The organism is Paraburkholderia sp. RL17-383-BIF-A, assembly GCF_046028015.1.
Taxonomy (GTDB): domain Bacteria; phylum Pseudomonadota; class Gammaproteobacteria; order Burkholderiales; family Burkholderiaceae; genus Paraburkholderia.
The window spans coordinates 61,094-77,429 of record NZ_JARESR010000002.1; the positions used below are offsets into that span (position 1 = coordinate 61,094).

Sequence of the window (16,336 nt, forward strand, 5' to 3'; positions counted from 1 at the left end):
CGCTAAGCGGCACTGACTTTCTGGTCTTGCGATGGGTCACCAGATAGTCTTGACATGAGGGTAGGCGCGGATTTTCTCGTCTTTCGTGATAAGGGGGACCGCAAACTTGCGCGCCGTGGCGACAATCATCCGGTCGGCGGGATCCTTGTGAAACTCGCCGGGGAGATCGACCGACTTCGTTGCAATTTCAACATCGACCGGCACAAAGCGTACCGCTTCGATCGCGGAAACCGTGGCGAGCCAACTGCTTACATCCATGGAGACCACGAGCCTCTCCGTCTCTACCAGCATGGCAATCTCCCATGCAGAAATCGCCGAGACTGCAATTTCTCCGTCAGCCAGTTCGTGCGTGATAGCCGTTCTTGCCTTCTTGCTTAAAGTCGAATCGCCGGTGGCCCACCAGATCAGAGTATGGGTGTCCAGAACGATCACCGCGCGGCCTCCCAATCGTCCTCTCCAATAGGTGCCGTGGGGTTGTCGTAATGCAAAACCGTGCCGCGCAGTACCTCGAGGGGGCTGCGTTCGACCCCTCGGTAGGGACGAACTTCAACTGCGGGTTTGCCATGGTCCGTCACTATCATGCTTTCTCCCGTTGTTTCCACCTGCCTGAAAAATTCGAGTGCTTTAGCCTTGAACTCGGATTTCGACACCAGATTGCCCGCCATAATCGTACCTATAGTCATATGTCTATAGTCATAATTATAAAATGGAAAGCGGAATAGCTATAGCGACGGAAACAGAAGTTTCTTTATGCGCGCCCCTCGGACTAGTCCGACGTCTCCGGCGACACCGCGCCACATGCCCGAATCACCAACTGCACGACTTCCTCCGTCGTCGCCTCGAACGCTTTCTGCGTCAACGCACGTTTGCCTTTGAGCGCCCGAATCTGGGCATCGAAGTCGGCGTAGTGCTGGGTCGTCGCCCAGATCATGTACATCAACGTCTGCGCATTGACCGGCGCCAGCAACCCGCGCGCGATCCAGTTGTCGATCACCTTCACACGGCTGTCGAGCCACGGCTTCACACGCTCCGTGAGAATGTCCTCCATGTGTTCCGCGCCGTGAATGATCTCGCTCGCCCACACCTTGGAACCGAGCGGGCGGCGGCGCGACAATTCCATTTTCGCGCGAACATAGCCGCCAATCGCCTCGATCGGGTCGTCGCTGCATTCGAACGTGTCGGCCGCGCGATACCAGTCTTCGAACAGATCTTCCAGCACGCGCCGGTAAAGCGCGAGCTTGGTTGGGAAGTAGTAGTGCAAGTTGGCTTTCGGTAAGCCGGCACGCTCAGCGATCATCGCAGTGCTCGTGCCGTCGAGTCCGCGCTCCGCAAAAACCGCCTCCGCGCATGCGAGAAGATGCGCTTCATTCGATTCGCGAATGTGTGCCTTGCGCCGCCGCAAAGGCGCGCGTGTTTCTTCATTTTCCGTGATGTCGGCCGCCACGTCGTCGTCTCTCATGTTCGCCTTCGGCGGCATCTGTGCCGCGTCGCGCTTCATTCTAGTCGTTTGGCGCGGCGCTCACACGCGCATTCGCTACCCGCCCCAAACCCATGCTGCAATGCAATGGCACGCTTCTCGCTATATTTCTCACCGCACGAAAGGTGTTGATTTGGCGAGTTTAATCGTCTACAACCTGTCCAACTGGACAGGATTGGAAGAGCAGGCGATACCCCAGGGTTTGCCCTCTCTATAAGAGGCGATCGAACTCATCGCGTATGCACCGCCCGCGTGCGGCAGCGCCCCAAAATCCACCGCCGATGCACCAGTTTTACGTCGGTTCACCGAAAGGAGCGAGACGAATGAACGCGGTATCCGAAGCGCTGAAGGGCGCAGAGCCCACCACCTCGATCAAGGTCGATGGCAAGCGGTTGTGGGACAGTCTGATGACGATGGCGAAGATCGGCGCGACACCCAAAGGCGGCGTCTGTCGCCTCGCACTCACCGACCTCGACAAGGAAGGGCGTGACCTGATAGTGAGTTGGGCGAAGCAAGCCGGCTGCACAGTCAGTGTCGATCAGATGGGCAATGTGTTCATGCGTCGCGCCGGGCGCAATCCCGCCGCGCTGCCGGTCATGACCGGCTCGCACGCCGACTCGCAGCCGACCGGCGGGCGCTTCGACGGCATCTATGGCGTGCTGGGCGGTCTCGAAGTGATTCGGAGTCTGAACGATCATGGTATCGAGACGGAGCATCCGGTCGAAGTGGTGATCTGGACCAACGAGGAAGGCTCGCGCTTCGCGCCGGCCATGGTGGCATCGGGCGTGTTCGCCGGCGTGTTCACGCTCGACTACGGTCTGTCGCGCAAGGACGTGGATGGCAAAACCATTGGCGAGGAACTCGAACGCATCGGCTATGCGGGCGATGTACCGTGCGGTGGTCGGCCACTGCACGCCGCCTTTGAGCTGCATATCGAACAAGGGCCGATTCTCGAAGCGGAACAGAAAACCATCGGCGTGGTGACCGATGCGCAAGGTCAGCGCTGGTACGAAATCACGCTGACGGGGCAGGAGGCGCACGCGGGTCCGACGCCCATGCCGCGCCGTCGCGACGCCTTGCTCGGCGCCGCTCGCGTGGTCGATCTGGTCAATCGCATCGGTCTGGACAACGCGCCGTTCGGTTGCGCGACGGTCGGCATGATGCAGGTCTATCCGAACTCGCGCAATGTGATTCCGGGCCGCGTGTTCTTCACCGTCGATTTCCGTCATCCGGACGATGCAGTGCTCGCGAAAATGGACGCCGCGTTGCGCAAGGGCGTGGCGGACATCGCGAACGGCATCGGGCTCGAAACCGAACTCGAGCAGATCTTTTATTACGCGCCCGTCGCTTTCGACGAAGCCTGCGTGAAGTCCGTGCGCGCCGCGGCGGAACGCTTCGGTTATCCGCATCGCAATATGGTGTCCGGTGCGGGACACGATGCCTGTTATCTGTCGCAAGTCGCGCCGACCTCGATGGTGTTCGTGCCGTGCGTGGACGGTATCAGTCACAACGAGATCGAGGACGCCACCTTCGAATGGATCGAAGCCGGCGCCAACGTGTTGTTGCACGCCATGCTGGAGCGGGCATGCGAGCCGGTTTCATGACGATGTCATAACGCTTTGGCGGTTGCGGTCCTTACCACCCGTTCGACCCGCTTCACCGTAGTGCCCATTAAAACATGCCGTCCCGGTTGCGCCTGACGCGCGGCCGGCGGGACCGGCTACGTCCTCACATCGAAGAAGGAACGCGTATGGCCATCAAGCAAACCGGCGACATTGTCGCTCAGCGCCTGTCGCCCGAGCAGCTCTCGTGCGAGTTCTCCGACATCGCACCGTTGCTCGACGCCAGCGCCGCAGCCGCGGCGGCGAGCCGCTGCCACTACTGTTACGACGCGCCGTGCGTGAACGCCTGCCCGACGCAGATCGACATTCCCAGTTTCATCCGCAAGATCAGCAACGGCAATCTGAAGGGCGCGGCCGTGGACATTCTGTCCGCCAACCCGCTGGGCGGCATGTGCTCACGTGTCTGCCCGACAGAGATTCTTTGCGAAGGCGCCTGCGTGCGTAACCATCAGGATGCGAAGCCGGTGGCGATCGGCGCACTGCAACGTCATGCCACCGATTGGGCAATGGCGCGCGGTGAAGCGCTCTTCAAGCGCGCAGCCGAAACCGGCCGACACGTTGCGGTGGTCGGTGCGGGTCCGGCGGGCCTCGCCTGTGCGCACCGTCTTGCACTGGCCGGCCATAACGTGACGATCTTCGACGCTCACGAAAAGGCCGGTGGTCTGAACGAGTACGGCATTGCCGCCTACAAGACCGTCGACGATTTTGCGCAGCGTGAGGTGGAGTGGCTGTGCTCGGTTGGCGGCATCGAGATCAGACACGGCGTCGCGCTTGGGCGCGATGTCGACCTCGAGACACTGCGCAAGCAGCATGATGCTGTGTTCCTCGCGATCGGTCTCACCGGCGTGCGGGCACTTGCGATGGAAGGCGAGGACCTTGGTGGCGTGATGAATGCGGTGGACTTCATCGAACAGGTGCGCAGCGCGAGCGACCTTGGCACGGTGCCGGTGGGCCGGCGGGTCGTCGTGATCGGCGGCGGCAATACGGCGGTGGATGCGGCCGTGCAAAGCCGCAAGCTCGGCGCGACCTCGGTGACGATGGTGTACCGGCGCGGCGTCGAATCGATGAGCGCGACGTGGGCCGAGCGCGATTTCGCGCGGACCAGCGGCGTCACGCTCGTCACGCACGCCACGCCGATGCGGTTGATCGGCGAAGGCGGCGTGGTTACGGGTGTCGAATTCGCACGCACGTTGAATGACGGTGGCGAGGAGCGCTTTGTCGTCGAAGCGGACATGGTGCTCAAGGCGATCGGTCAAACGCTCGTGCCGGTCGGCATCGAACGGGAATTGCTGACGTTGGACGGCAGCCGCATCGCGGTCGACGCGAATGGCCAGACCTCGCTCGTGGGCGTGTGGGCCGGCGGCGACTGCGCGGCTACCGGCGGCATCGACCTCACGGTGCAGGCGGTGCAGGACGGCAAAGTCGCCGCAGCCGCCATCGATGCGCAATTCGCCCGCACGGCGGCAAGAGCCGCCTGAAGCGAATCAAGCCAGGTCACGCAACGAAACTGACAAAAAACAGCAGTCCCCAAGGAGCCGAACATGGCCGATCTGCGCTGTACGATTGCCGGCATCACTTCGCCGAATCCCTTCTGGCTCGCCTCCGCGCCGCCGACCGACAAAGCCTACAACGTGAACCGCGCCTTCGAGGCGGGCTGGGGCGGCGTGGTGTGGAAAACGCTCGGCCTCGACCCGCACGTGGTGAACGTGAGCTCGCGTTACGGCGCGGTGCAATGGAACGGCCAGCGTATTGCGGGTTTGAACAATATCGAACTGATTACCGACCGTCCGCTCGAGGTCAATCTGAAGGAAATCGCGCAAGTCAAACGCGACTGGCCCGATCGCGCGATGATCGTCTCGCTGATGGTGCCGTGCAACGAGCGCGACTGGAAGTGGATCCTGCCGCTCGTCGAGGACACCGGCGCCGATGCGGTCGAATTGAATTTCGGCTGCCCGCATGGCATGAGCGAGCGCGGCATGGGCGCGGCGGTCGGCCAGGTGCCCGAGTATGTCGAGATGGTCACGCGTTGGGTCAAGGAGGGCACGAAGCTGCCGTGCCTCGTCAAGCTGACGCCGAATATCAGCGACATTCGGCTGGGTTCGCGCGCGGCTTATAAAGGCGGCGCGGACGGCGTGTCGCTGATCAACACGATCAACTCGATTGTCGCCGTCGATCTCGACGCGATGTCGCCGCTGCCGATGGTCGACGGCAAGGGCACCCACGGCGGCTACTGCGGGCCGGCAGTGAAACCGATCGCGCTGAATATGGTCGCGGAAATCGCACGCGACGTGGAAACGCCAAACCTGCCGATTTCCGGCATCGGCGGAATCTCCTCATGGCGCGACGCCGCCGAATTCATGGTGCTCGGCGCGGGCAGCGTGCAGGTTTGCACGGCGGCGATGCACTACGGATTCCGTATCGTTTCCGATCTCGCCGACGGCCTCTCCAACTGGATGGACGAAAAAGGCTACGCGACGCTCGACGACATTCGCGGCCGCGCCGTGCCGAACGTGACCGACTGGAAATACCTGAACCTCAAATACGACATCAAGGCGCGCATCGATCAGGACAAGTGCATTCAGTGCGGCCTGTGCCATATCGCCTGCGAAGACACGGCTCACCAGGCGATCATGAAAGAAAAAGATGGCGTCCGGCATTTTGAAGTGATGGACTCCGAATGTGTCGGCTGCAATCTGTGCATGCATGTGTGTCCGGTCGAACAGTGCATCACGATGGAGCGCGTGGACAACGGCGAGTACGCGAACTGGACCACGCATCCGAATAACCCGGCGCGCGTGGGCGCACAAGAGGCGGCAACAGCGGACGCGGCCGAAACCGCCGGGCACGCCCATGCCCACGCAGCGGCAAAAGCCGCCTGAAACAGCATGGGGTTGAAAAAAACGCAGCGCTAGTACTGAACCTGTCATTCCCATGGCCCGACGCGCCGCAAGAAGCCGCGCGGGCCTCAACGATCGAGTGGAGATCTTTAGATGAAGCAGACAGCGCAACCCGCCGACCCGCAGTTCGCGGCCGGCGTGCAGGGCAGCAGTCTATACAACGACGATCTGGCGCCGACCGGCGTCGCACAGCGCACATGGAAGTGGTATCACTTCGCCGCGCTGTGGGTGGGGATGGTGATGAACATCGCGTCCTACATGCTCGCCGCCGGCTTGACGGAAGAGGGCATGTCGCCGTGGCAAGCCGTGGTGACCGTGTTGCTCGGCAACCTGATCGTGCTGGTGCCGATGCTGCTGATCGGCCACGCGGGCGCGAAGCACGGCATTCCGTATGCGGTGCTGGTGCGCTCCTCGTTCGGAACCCAGGGCGCCAAATTGCCGGCAATGCTGCGCGCGATCGTCGCCTGCGGCTGGTACGGCATTCAGACATGGCTCGGCGGCAGCGCGATCTACACGCTGCTCAATATTCTCACGGGCAACGCGCTGCACGGCGCGGCTTTGCCGTTTCTCGACATCTCGCTCGCGCAACTCGCGTGTTTCCTCGTGTTCTGGGCGCTGCAGATCTACTTCATCGTGCATGGCACCGACTCGATCCGCTGGCTCGAAAGCTGGTCCGCACCGATCAAGATCGTCATGTGCATTGCGCTCGTGTGGTGGGCGACCTCGAAGGCCGGCGGTCTCGGCTCGATGCTGTCGGCGCCGTCGCAATTCGTGCCGGGCGGCAAGAAGGAAGGCATGTTCTGGGCCACCTTCTGGCCAGGCCTTACGGCAATGGTGGGGTTCTGGGCCACGCTCGCACTGAATATCCCCGACTTCACGCGCTTTGCCAGAACGCAGCGTGATCAGATCATCGGTCAGTCAGTCGGCTTGCCGGTGCCGATGGCGTTGCTCTCCGTGATCTCGGTAGTGGTCACGTCGGCCACCGTGGTGATCTACGGCAAGGCGATCTGGGATCCGATCGACCTGACGAGCCGCATGACCGGCATCGGCGTGGGTGTCGCCCTGATCATCCTCACGCTCGACACCATGTGTTGCAATCTCGCGGCGAATCTGGTCGGCCCGGCCTATGATTTTTCGAGCCTGTGGCCCAAGGGCATTTCGTATCGCGTGGGCGGCATGATTACCGCGACCATCGCGATCGTGATGATGCCGTGGAAGATTCTCGCCACCACGCAGGGTTATATCTTTACGTGGCTAGTCGGCTACTCGGCGCTGCTCGGTCCGGTGGCGGGTATTCTGATGGTCGACTATTTCCTGATTCGCGGCACGCGGCTCGACACGCGTGAACTGTTCGACGAACACGGCGAGTACAGCTATACCGGCGGCTGGAATATCGGCGCGGTGGTCGCACTCGTGATCGGCGTGCTGCCGAATCTGCCGGGCTTTTTGCACACCGCGTTTCCGGCGTCGTTCCCGAACGTGCCGGCGATTTTCAACACGCTCTATACGTATGCGTGGTTTGTCGGACTGGCGTTGGCGTCGATCGTATATAGCGCGTGGATGAAGCTGAGCAAAGGACCGAGTGCGCGTGTGGCGAGTGCCTGAGACGCGCGCACCAGTATCGATGAAACGAAGTACGTAGCACCGAAACCAGCAGTTCATAAGGAGGCGGCAACATGACGACCCTGATTCGCGGCGGCACGATTATCGACGCGGAGAACACGTATCGTGCGGACGTGTTGTGTGCGGACCCGCAGGACGGCGGCACGATCCTGCAGATCGGCGCGGACCTGGAGGCGCCGGCGGGCGCCACGATCGTCGACGCGGGCGGGCAGTATGTGATGCCCGGTGGCATCGATCCGCACACGCATATGGAATTGCCGTTCATGGGCACCACGGCGAGCGACGATTTCTACACGGGCACGGCGGCGGGTTTGTCGGGCGGCACGACGAGCATCATCGACTTCGTGATTCCGAGCCCGAAGCAGCCGTTAATGGACGCCTTCAGGGAGTGGCGCGGCTGGGCGGAGAAGGCGTCGGCGGATTATGGTTTTCACGTCGCGGTGACGTGGTGGGACGATTCGGTCTATCGCGACATGGGCACGTTGGTGGAGGAGCACGGCGTGTCGAGCTTCAAGCACTTCATGGCCTACAAGAACGCGATCATGGCCGACGACGAAGTGCTGGTGAACAGCTTCTCACGTTCGCTCGAACTCGGCGCGCTGCCCACCGTGCATGCGGAAAACGGTGAGCTGGTGTTCCAGTTGCAGCGTCAGTTGCTCGCTAAAGGCTTTACCGGTCCGGAGGCGCATCCGCTATCGCGGCCGCCGGAAGTGGAGGGCGAAGCGGCCAATCGCGCGATCCGGATCGCGCAGGTGCTGGGCGTGCCGGTGTATATCGTGCACGTGTCCGCGAAAGACGCCGTCGATGCAATCGCGCGCGCGCGCAGCGAAGGTCTGCGTGTATTCGGCGAAGTGTTGCCAGGCCACCTGGTGATCGACGAAGCCGTGTACCGCGATCCCGACTGGACCCGCGCGGCGGCCCATGTGATGAGCCCGCCGTTCCGTTCGGCCGAACATCGCGAGGCGCTGTGGCGCGGTTTGCAAGCCGGCCAGTTGCACACCACGGCAACCGATCACTGCGTGTTCTGCGCGTCGCAGAAGGCCATGGGGCGCGAGGACTTCACCAGGATCCCGAACGGCTGCGGCGGCGTGGAAGACCGGATGGCGGTGCTTTGGCATCACGGCGTGAACTCCGGGCGTCTCACGCCGAACGAGTTCGTGCGCATTACGTCGACGAACGCCGCGCAGATTTTCAACCTCTATCCGCGCAAAGGCGCGGTGCGGGTCGGCGCGGATGCCGATCTGGTGGTGTGGGACCCGAACGCGAGCAAAACGATTTCGGTGAAGACGCATCATCAGAAAGTCGACTTCAACGTGTTTGAAGGCATGACGGTGCAAGGCGTGGCGATGCACACGCTCACGCGAGGCGCGCTTGCCTGGACCAATGGTGAATTGCGCGCGGTGCGCGGTGCGGGCCGTTATCTGAAGCGCCCGCCTAACGGGGCTTACTTCGACGCGATCCGGGTCGCCAACAAGCGCAAGGAGCCGCATCCGGTCGAGCGGTAAGCGGTTCGCAGTCCCACGGGCGGCGCCGGCATCGAATGCGGCGCCGCCCGTTTTTTCATGCCGCGCGTTCGCCGCGACCGCGCCCCTCTCGCGTTTTCCCCGATGGCGCGCGACATGGGTTCCATGTTGCGATGCATGCCGCGTCTGTTCTATCTGCTGTAGAGTGGGAATCCACGTCTTAGTGGAGGTCATGGCTGCTCGCTTAGCACGCAAGCGCATATGGATCGAAAACCTGATCCTTTGTAAAAACCCAGGCCATTTGCTACAGTCCGCCCACTCAGCCGGGCGCAAGCGCCGGTGAGGATTGTCCAACACAAGACCAAGCCACCGACGTGGCACATTTGACGGAGCCGCCTGATGAAATCGATTCGTTCCATTCTGCTGATCGCGTTGTTCCAGGCTGTGGCCGTGAGCTCCGCATTCGCCGCCGATGAACTCGCGCAGATCAAATCGGCCGGCGTGTTCCGGATCGGCACCGAAGGCACTTATGCGCCGTTCACCTATCACGACGAGTCGGGCAAGCTGACCGGCTTCGACGTTGAAATCGGCACCGCGATCGCGCAGCGTCTCGGCGTCAAGCCGCAATTCGTGGAAGGCAAATGGGACGGTCTGATCGCGGGTCTCGACGTGAACCGCTACGATGCGGTGATCAATGAAGTGGCCGTCACCGACGCGCGCAAGGTCAAATACGATTTCTCCGACCCGTACATCACATCGCACGCAGCCTTGATCGTGCAGTCGAACAACACCACGATCAAGAATTTCGACGACCTGAAAGGCAAGAAGTCGGCGAACACGCTGACCAGCAACTTCGGCAAGATCGCGGCCGCGCACGGTGCGGAAGTGATTCCTGTGCAAGGGTTCAATGAGTCGATCGATCTGCTGACCTCGGGCCGTGTGGATGCCACTGTCAACGACTCGCTGTCGTTCCTCGACTTCAAGAAGCACAAGCCGGACGCGAAGGTGAAAATCGCCGCGCTCGATACGTCGAGCGACAGCAGCGACAAGTCCGCTGTATTGATCCGCAAGGGCAGCCCCGAATTGCAGGCCGCGATCAACAAGGCGCTCGCCGACATCAGGAAAGACGGCACCTACGCGAAAATCTCGCAGAAGTATTTCGGCAAAGACGTCTCCCAGTAAACGCCTTCCGCGAGTCTGAATCATGCCGGCATGGTTGCATCTGATGGCGCAGTCGCTGTGGCCCCTGCTGTATGCGGGGCTCGTGTTTACCGTGCCGCTCACGCTGGTCTCGTTCGCCATCGGGCTGGCGCTCGCGTTCATCGTCGCGCTGGTCCGCCTGTTCGGACCGAAGTGGGCCGTGGCGATCGTGCGTTTCTACGTGTGGCTGTTTCGCGGCTCACCGTTGCTCGTGCAACTTTTCGTGATCTTCTATGGATTGCCGAACGTAGGCATCGTGCTCGATCCCTTGACGGCGGCGATCATCGGGTTTTCGCTGAATGTCGGCGCGTATAACTCCGAAGTGATACGCGGCGTGATCGAGTCGATTCCGAAAGGGCAGTGGGAAGCGGCGTATTCGATGGGTATGACGCGCGAACAGGCCTTGCGTCGCGCGATCCTGCCGCAGGCGGCGCGCGTTGCGCTGCCGCCGCTGTCCAATTCGTTCATCGCGTTGGTGAAGGACACGTCGCTCGCCGCGGTGCTGACCGTGCCCGAGGTGTTTCAGGCGGCACAGCGGATCGCGTCGGTCACTTACGAGCCGCTGATTCTTTATACCGAGGCGGCATTGGTTTATCTGGTCTTCAGTTCGGTGTTGTCGTCGGCGCAAGTCAGGCTCGAGCGCAAATTCGGCCGCCACGCACTTTTCCATGCAGGCAACTGATGATCCGACTGGAAAAAATCGACAAGTACTTCGGCGGGCAACGGGTGCTGAACTCGGTCGATCTGCAACTCGCTCCGGGTAATGTCACCGCATTGATCGGTCCTTCAGGCAGCGGCAAAAGCACGCTGCTGCGTTGCGTGAATCTGCTCGAGATTCCCGAGTCCGGTTCGCTCGAACTCGGCGACCAGCGGCTGGAATTCAGTCGCGACCACAAACCCTCGCGTGAAGCGGTGCTGACCATTCGCCGCCGCACCGGCATGGTCTTTCAGAACTTCCAGTTGTTTCCGCATCTGACGGTGCGTCAGAACGTGATGGAAGGTTTGCTCACCGTGCAGAAGTGGGATAAAGAAAGGGCCCGGATTCGCGCCGACGAATTGCTCGAGAAGGTCGGCATCGCGCACAAGGCGGATGCGTGGCCTTCGACGCTTTCGGGCGGTCAGCAGCAGCGTGTGGCGATTGCGCGGGCATTGGCGCCTTCGCCGGAAGTATTGCTGTGCGACGAGCCGACCTCGGCGCTCGACCCCGGTCTTGCCGCGGAAGTCGTGGAGGTGCTCAAGCAACTCGCCACCGAAGGCATGACGATGCTGATGGCCACGCACGACTTGCGGCTCGCCGCAACGATCGCGCGCGACGTGGTGTTTCTGAACAACGGCGTGGTGGTGGAGGCCGGTCCGTCGCGTGAAATCTTCATGCAACCGCGTGCGCCGGAGACCGAGCGTTTCGTGTCGACGCTGACCCATAGTCTGCCGGACGAGTGGACCGCATCGAGCGGGTCCACCTGAGGGTAGTGGAAGGCGTCAGTAGCAGGTGAACGGTATTGTTCAGCGCCGCAGCGCCATGCCTCACGCGCCAACGCACCAACGCGTCATTCCAACAACCCAAAAGAAAAGGGGGCGTCGAAACGCCCCCTTTTAACATCACGGCTACAACCGCTTAGCCACGCACATCAAACCTTAAACGCCCACGCTCTCCGTGGCATCGCTCATCGCGGCGTCGAAGAAACGTTCCTTCGCCTGCGCATTGACACGGGCATAAGCGCGATTCACGCCGCTGATCACCGCGCGAATGGACGCCGTCACCAGATTCGCATCGATGCCGACGCCGAACGCGCTGCCGGTCACATCGGCGCCGGCCATTTCGGCCACCGCCACCGCGCGTGCATCGGCGCCTTGAGTCAACGCGCGCTCTTCGTAATGTTGAATGCGCACCGGCACGCCGATCGCGTGCATCAACGCGTCGAGCGGGCCATTGCCTGCGCCGGTCAACACCCGTCGCGTACCGTTGATGTCGACCGTGAGTTTGATGTGCTCACGTCCCTCGCGCTCGGACAGGCTATGGCCGACATAATGAATCGGCGCGGTGTTCTGCACGTACTCCTGCTGGAACAATTCCCAGATCTGCGCGGACGTGACTTCCTGGCCGCTGTCGTCGGTGAAGCGCTGCACGGCCGAGCTGAAGTCCACTTGCAGACGGCGCGGCAACACCACGCCATAGCCCTGTTCGAGCAGATAGGCAATGCCGCCTTTGCCCGACTGGCTGTTCACGCGAATCACCGAATCGTACGTGCGGCCGAGGTCGGCCGGATCGATCGGCATATAGGGCACTTCCCAGACCGCGTCCGGTTTCTGCACCGCGAAGCCCTTCTTGATCGCATCCTGATGCGAACCCGAGAAGGCCGTAAACACCAGATCGCCGACATACGGGTGACGCGGATGGATTGGCAATTGCGTGCATTCTTCCGCGGTACGCGCGACCTCGTTGATGTTCGAGAAGTCGAGGCCCGGATCGACGCCCTGCGTGTACAGATTCAACGCGAGCGTAACGAGATCGACGTTGCCGGTGCGCTCGCCATTGCCGAACAAACAGCCTTCGATACGATCCGCGCCGGCCATCACAGCGAGTTCGGCTGCGGCCACGGCAGTGCCGCGATCGTTATGCGGATGCACGGAGATGAAGAGCGAATCGCGGCGCTTGAGATTGCGGTGCATCCACTCGATCTGGTCCGCGTAGATGTTCGGCGTGGACATTTCAACGGTGGCCGGCAAGTTGACGATCGCCTTGTGTTCCGGCGTCGGTTCCCAGATGTCGAACACGGCGTCGCAGACTTCCTTGGCGAATTCGATCTCGGTGCCGCTGAACACTTCCGGGCTGTACTGGAACGTGAACTGTGTTTCCGGCATGGTGGCGGCAATGCGCTTCATCGTGCGGGCCGCGTTTTGCGCCAGTTCTTTCACGCCGCTCTTTTCCAGATTGAAGACGATCTTGCGGAATTCCGGCGCGGTCGCGTTGTACAGGTGGACGATGGCGCGCGGCACGCCACGCAAGGACTCGAAAGTGCGTTCGATCAGGTCGTCGCGGGCTTGGGTCAACACTTCGATCGTGACGTCGTCGGGGATATGGCCGCCTTCGATCAACTCGCGCACGAAATTGAAGTCGGTCTGCGACGCGGACGGAAACGCGACTTCGATTTCCTTGAAGCCGATCTGCACCAGCGTCTTGAACATGCGCATCTTGCGCTGTGCATCCATCGGCTCGAACAGCGACTGGTTGCCGTCGCGCAGGTCGGTGCTCATCCAGATCGGCGGGTGCGTGATCGTGCGCGACGGCCACTGGCGATCCGTCAAGTTGATGGGCTTGAACGCGCGGTATTTGGTAGCAGGGTTCTTCAACATTTTCATCGTCCGTGGGTGAGACCAGATAGCTGGGAGTCGACCGGACGACGAAAAGACATAACTGGGCGCCGGTCGGAAACCGGGGCTGGGTCAGTTACTGGGGAATTGAGCTGTGCTTCGGTGTATCAGATGGAAGCGCGCAGCAGCAGACCTAGCCCGGTAGAGGGGGCTAGTAGTAGCGATAGGATGGTCTGGGCGCGGTACATAGGGCGCAATAGGAACATATTATTGGGACGGCGTCAAGCGCCGTCCCGGGCGGCGCGAGGTTAGTGGGCCGGTTTCACGAAGCGCAAGGTCATGCGATCCGATTCGCCGATGGCCGCGAATTTCGCCCGGTCGACGTCGCCGCCTTCGAAGGTCGGCGGTAGCGACCAGACGCCGTTGGGGTAATTCCTGGTGTCGCGCGGGTTGCTGTTCACGTCGCTCTTGCCGGCCAGCTCGAAGCCGGCCGCGCGCGCGTGTTCAATCACGTAGTCTTCGGTCACGTAGCCGGTTTCGATGGTCTGCTGCAGCGAAGTGCCCGGCGCCGCGCGGTGTTCCTCGACGCCGAGCACGCCGCCCGGCTTGAGGGCTGCATAAAAGGCGCGCAGGTTCGCGTCGATCTGGCCGTCCTTGATCCAGTTGTGGATATTGCGGAAGGTCAGCACCTCGTCCACGCTGGCATCGGCCGGAAATCCGTTGAACTGGCCGGCGTGCAACGTGCCGACCACGACCTTCCCGTAGACGTTGGGCGTGGCCGCCAGCTTGCGCGCGAACGCAGCCCGGCTCGCCTGTGCCTCCGCCGACGGCGTGTTCAGCGGGCCGTCGTACTGCGCCTCGTAGAGCTTGCCGTGGTCGTGCAGGTAGGGCGCGAGGATCTCCGTGTACCAGCCGCCGCCCGGCTCGATCTCCAGCACGCTTTGCGACGGCGCGAGTTCGAAGAATTGCAGCGTCTCTTTCGGATGGCGGTAGATATCGCGCGCGCGGGCCTTGTCGCCGCGCTGTGGTCCGGCAATGGCCGCGTCGAGCAGCGCGGGACCGGCCGACGCGGAGGGGGAAGTCGAGACTGACGGATTGGCGCAGGCGGCAACGAGCAGCGCCGCACTGAACGCCGCGAGCGTGGCGCGCAACGCGCGGGCTGGGAGATCGGGGCGAGGGTTCATGGCATCCATTATCGGGTTCGATCGGCCTTCGAGGGAAATCGGCAATCGTCATAAGGATAGGCGCTTGCTGGATTTGCGTGGCCGGCGCTGCGGCGGGAGAAAAAAGACAGTGGCCGCGGCGGCGGGAAAAAGCGACGGTGGCCGCCGCCGCGGCGGAATAAAAGACCGTGGCCGCCGGTTTCCCTGTTTGCCGTCGCTCGCGCCACGATTGCCGAATCCGAAGCGCCGGGTGGCGCGTATAAATAGCGTGATGAGGGTGTAATCAGCGTTTGCCGTCGCGCGCAGGCCTGGTGTATATCGAGCGCGACTTGATTCACTTCATTTCATTGGCCGGAGGCAGGTATGAAACAAGCATCGACGATGTTGCGGGTAGGTCGGGCTTTACTGTGCGCAGCCGCATGCGCGATCGCCGCGCAGGCGGGGGCGCAGGGACTGAGCCCGCAGGACGACATGAACGCACCGCAAAACAGCACGCGTTTGATGCCGAATGCGGCGCGAGGCAGCGAATATCCAACGCACGGCAATCAGCAGGCTGGGGAAATGAACCTGAATCCGACCGACCCGCGCGCGCAACTGGTCAACGGCTTGCCGAATCACACGAATTCCGGCGGCTATGGTTCACCGCTGGCCGGCGTGCGCACGTATGTGCAACCGCAAGCGCCGTCGAATTGAGCGGTCGCGAGAACGAAGGTCGTGCCGTATCGCGCGCTGGATAGAACGCGCGCATCCCTGCACGGACCATGCCGTTTTATTCGGCGATTTGCTTGCCTGCTTGCCTGCGGGCAGATTGCCATCAGTCAATGAAGCTTTGCCCAGACTCCGAACATGATCCGCAGCGTATCGTTTTGCGCGATCACCGAGCCGCCGATGATCACCAGGATCAGCGGTAAGAGCGCGGTGCCGTAGCGACGGATTGGCGCACCGAGCAATGGATGTTTCACGAGCCACACCGCGCCGGCGCACCAGAGTCCGATCATCACGATAAAGACCAGCGAGATGAACGCGCCCTCGTTGTGTGAGTGACTGGCATACAACGGCACATAGACGGCGAGGTTGTCGGAACCGTTGGCGATGGCTACGCAGGCCACCACCCACCAGGATGAGCCGCGCGAAGCGGTCGACTCGCCGTCGGCACGTACCGTCTCATCCTCCTGCGTGTTACCGCGGCCAAAGCGCTCCCACGCTTTGGCGAGCCCCACGCCAATCGGCAGGATGCCGAGCAAACCGACATATCCAGCCGGCAAATGCTTTAGCAATCCGGCGAGCAGTATCGACCCCACGATCAAGACCAGCGAACCGGCATACTGCCCGGCGATCACGCGCCGCCGCTCGCTGCCGGCTTCCGCCAGGAACGCGAGCAGCACGAACAGGTTGTCGATGTTGGTGGCGGTGTAACCCGCGACGGCGAGCAGGGCAAGGCTGAACATGCAGGAAAGCGGGTCGGTACTCAGTGATAAAGGCTGTAAGGCGAAGCGAGGTTCGTCGCGAGGCCCGGTCGGGAAGTTGGCGGCGCGTCGATGAGTTGCGGCCGGTTGACACGATGCCGGTGCGAACTGTT

The 16,336-nt window shown here is 62.1% G+C and carries 15 protein-coding genes; 9 read left to right on the top strand and 6 right to left on the bottom strand.

Translation table 11 applies throughout. The features are described 5' to 3' along the window. Positions 1–36: 36 nt before the first annotated feature. The 3 genes from P0D71_RS02515 to P0D71_RS02525 form a co-directional block, all read right to left on the bottom strand. Entirely contained in the window at positions 37–432 is a 396-nt protein-coding gene (locus P0D71_RS02515; protein ID WP_408479201.1) for a type II toxin-antitoxin system VapC family toxin, read from the bottom strand. Then, positions 429–665, bottom strand: a complete 237-nt coding sequence (locus P0D71_RS02520) for a type II toxin-antitoxin system Phd/YefM family antitoxin (RefSeq protein WP_408184616.1) — start codon at positions 663–665, stop codon at positions 429–431. The genes P0D71_RS02515 and P0D71_RS02520 overlap by 4 nt, the downstream gene beginning before the upstream one ends. Positions 666–766: 101 nt before the next feature. Next, complete coding sequence (locus P0D71_RS02525) at positions 767–1,498, bottom strand: TetR/AcrR family transcriptional regulator (RefSeq protein WP_408479202.1); 732 nt, start codon at positions 1,496–1,498, stop codon at positions 767–769. 302 nt (positions 1,499–1,800) lie between these two features. Here P0D71_RS02525 and P0D71_RS02530 point away from each other — a divergent pair, with 302 nt between their 5' ends. The 8 genes from P0D71_RS02530 to P0D71_RS02565 all read left to right on the top strand — a co-directional run bounded on the left by P0D71_RS02530 (position 1,801) and on the right by P0D71_RS02565 (position 11,746). Beyond that, positions 1,801–3,081 (top strand): Zn-dependent hydrolase, encoded by a 1,281-nt coding sequence (locus P0D71_RS02530; protein WP_408184614.1) that lies wholly within the window; start codon positions 1,801–1,803, stop codon positions 3,079–3,081. 146 nt (positions 3,082–3,227) lie between these two features. After that, the gene (locus P0D71_RS02535; protein ID WP_408479203.1) at positions 3,228–4,577 is read left to right on the top strand and encodes an NAD(P)-dependent oxidoreductase; all 1,350 of its coding nucleotides are present in this window, start codon (positions 3,228–3,230) and stop codon (positions 4,575–4,577) included. Positions 4,578–4,640: 63 nt separating this feature from the next. Then, positions 4,641–5,978 (top strand): NAD-dependent dihydropyrimidine dehydrogenase subunit PreA, encoded by a 1,338-nt coding sequence (gene preA, locus P0D71_RS02540; protein WP_408184612.1) that lies wholly within the window; start codon positions 4,641–4,643, stop codon positions 5,976–5,978. A 111-nt stretch (positions 5,979–6,089) separates the two neighbouring features. Next, positions 6,090–7,601: an NCS1 family nucleobase:cation symporter-1 gene (locus tag P0D71_RS02545; protein ID WP_091792766.1), complete on the top strand. Its 1,512-nt coding sequence runs from the start codon at positions 6,090–6,092 to the stop codon at positions 7,599–7,601. 71 nt (positions 7,602–7,672) lie between these two features. Further along, positions 7,673–9,124: a dihydropyrimidinase gene (gene hydA / locus P0D71_RS02550; protein WP_408347451.1), complete on the top strand. Its 1,452-nt coding sequence runs from the start codon at positions 7,673–7,675 to the stop codon at positions 9,122–9,124. Between the two features lie 357 nt (positions 9,125–9,481). Continuing rightward, on the top strand, positions 9,482–10,264 hold the full coding sequence (locus P0D71_RS02555) for an amino acid ABC transporter substrate-binding protein (protein WP_095418779.1): 783 nt from the start codon (positions 9,482–9,484) through the stop codon (positions 10,262–10,264). Positions 10,265–10,286: 22 nt separating this feature from the next. Further along, positions 10,287–10,964 (top strand): amino acid ABC transporter permease, encoded by a 678-nt coding sequence (locus P0D71_RS02560; RefSeq protein WP_091792769.1) that lies wholly within the window; start codon positions 10,287–10,289, stop codon positions 10,962–10,964. Beyond that, positions 10,964–11,746, top strand: a complete 783-nt coding sequence (locus P0D71_RS02565) for an amino acid ABC transporter ATP-binding protein (RefSeq protein WP_408184609.1) — start codon at positions 10,964–10,966, stop codon at positions 11,744–11,746. The genes P0D71_RS02560 and P0D71_RS02565 overlap by 1 nt, the downstream gene beginning before the upstream one ends. 171 nt (positions 11,747–11,917) lie before the next feature. On the opposite strand, the gene leuA is transcribed toward P0D71_RS02565, so the two are convergent. Both leuA and P0D71_RS02575 read right to left on the bottom strand, forming a co-directional pair. Further along, positions 11,918–13,636, bottom strand: a complete 1,719-nt coding sequence (leuA, locus tag P0D71_RS02570; RefSeq protein WP_091792771.1) for a 2-isopropylmalate synthase — start codon at positions 13,634–13,636, stop codon at positions 11,918–11,920. Positions 13,637–13,902: 266 nt separating this feature from the next. Next, on the bottom strand, positions 13,903–14,787 hold the full coding sequence (locus P0D71_RS02575; protein ID WP_408479204.1) for a class I SAM-dependent methyltransferase: 885 nt from the start codon (positions 14,785–14,787) through the stop codon (positions 13,903–13,905). Between the two features lie 333 nt (positions 14,788–15,120). On the opposite strand from P0D71_RS02575, the gene P0D71_RS02580 reads away from it, so the two are divergent. Beyond that, complete coding sequence (locus P0D71_RS02580) at positions 15,121–15,450, top strand: hypothetical protein (RefSeq protein ID WP_408347460.1); 330 nt, start codon at positions 15,121–15,123, stop codon at positions 15,448–15,450. 125 nt (positions 15,451–15,575) lie between these two features. Here P0D71_RS02580 and P0D71_RS02585 read toward each other — a convergent pair whose 3' ends face one another. Then, the gene (locus tag P0D71_RS02585) at positions 15,576–16,205 is read right to left on the bottom strand and encodes a cadmium resistance transporter (protein WP_408184605.1); all 630 of its coding nucleotides are present in this window, start codon (positions 16,203–16,205) and stop codon (positions 15,576–15,578) included. Between the last annotated feature and the right edge of the window lie 131 nt (positions 16,206–16,336).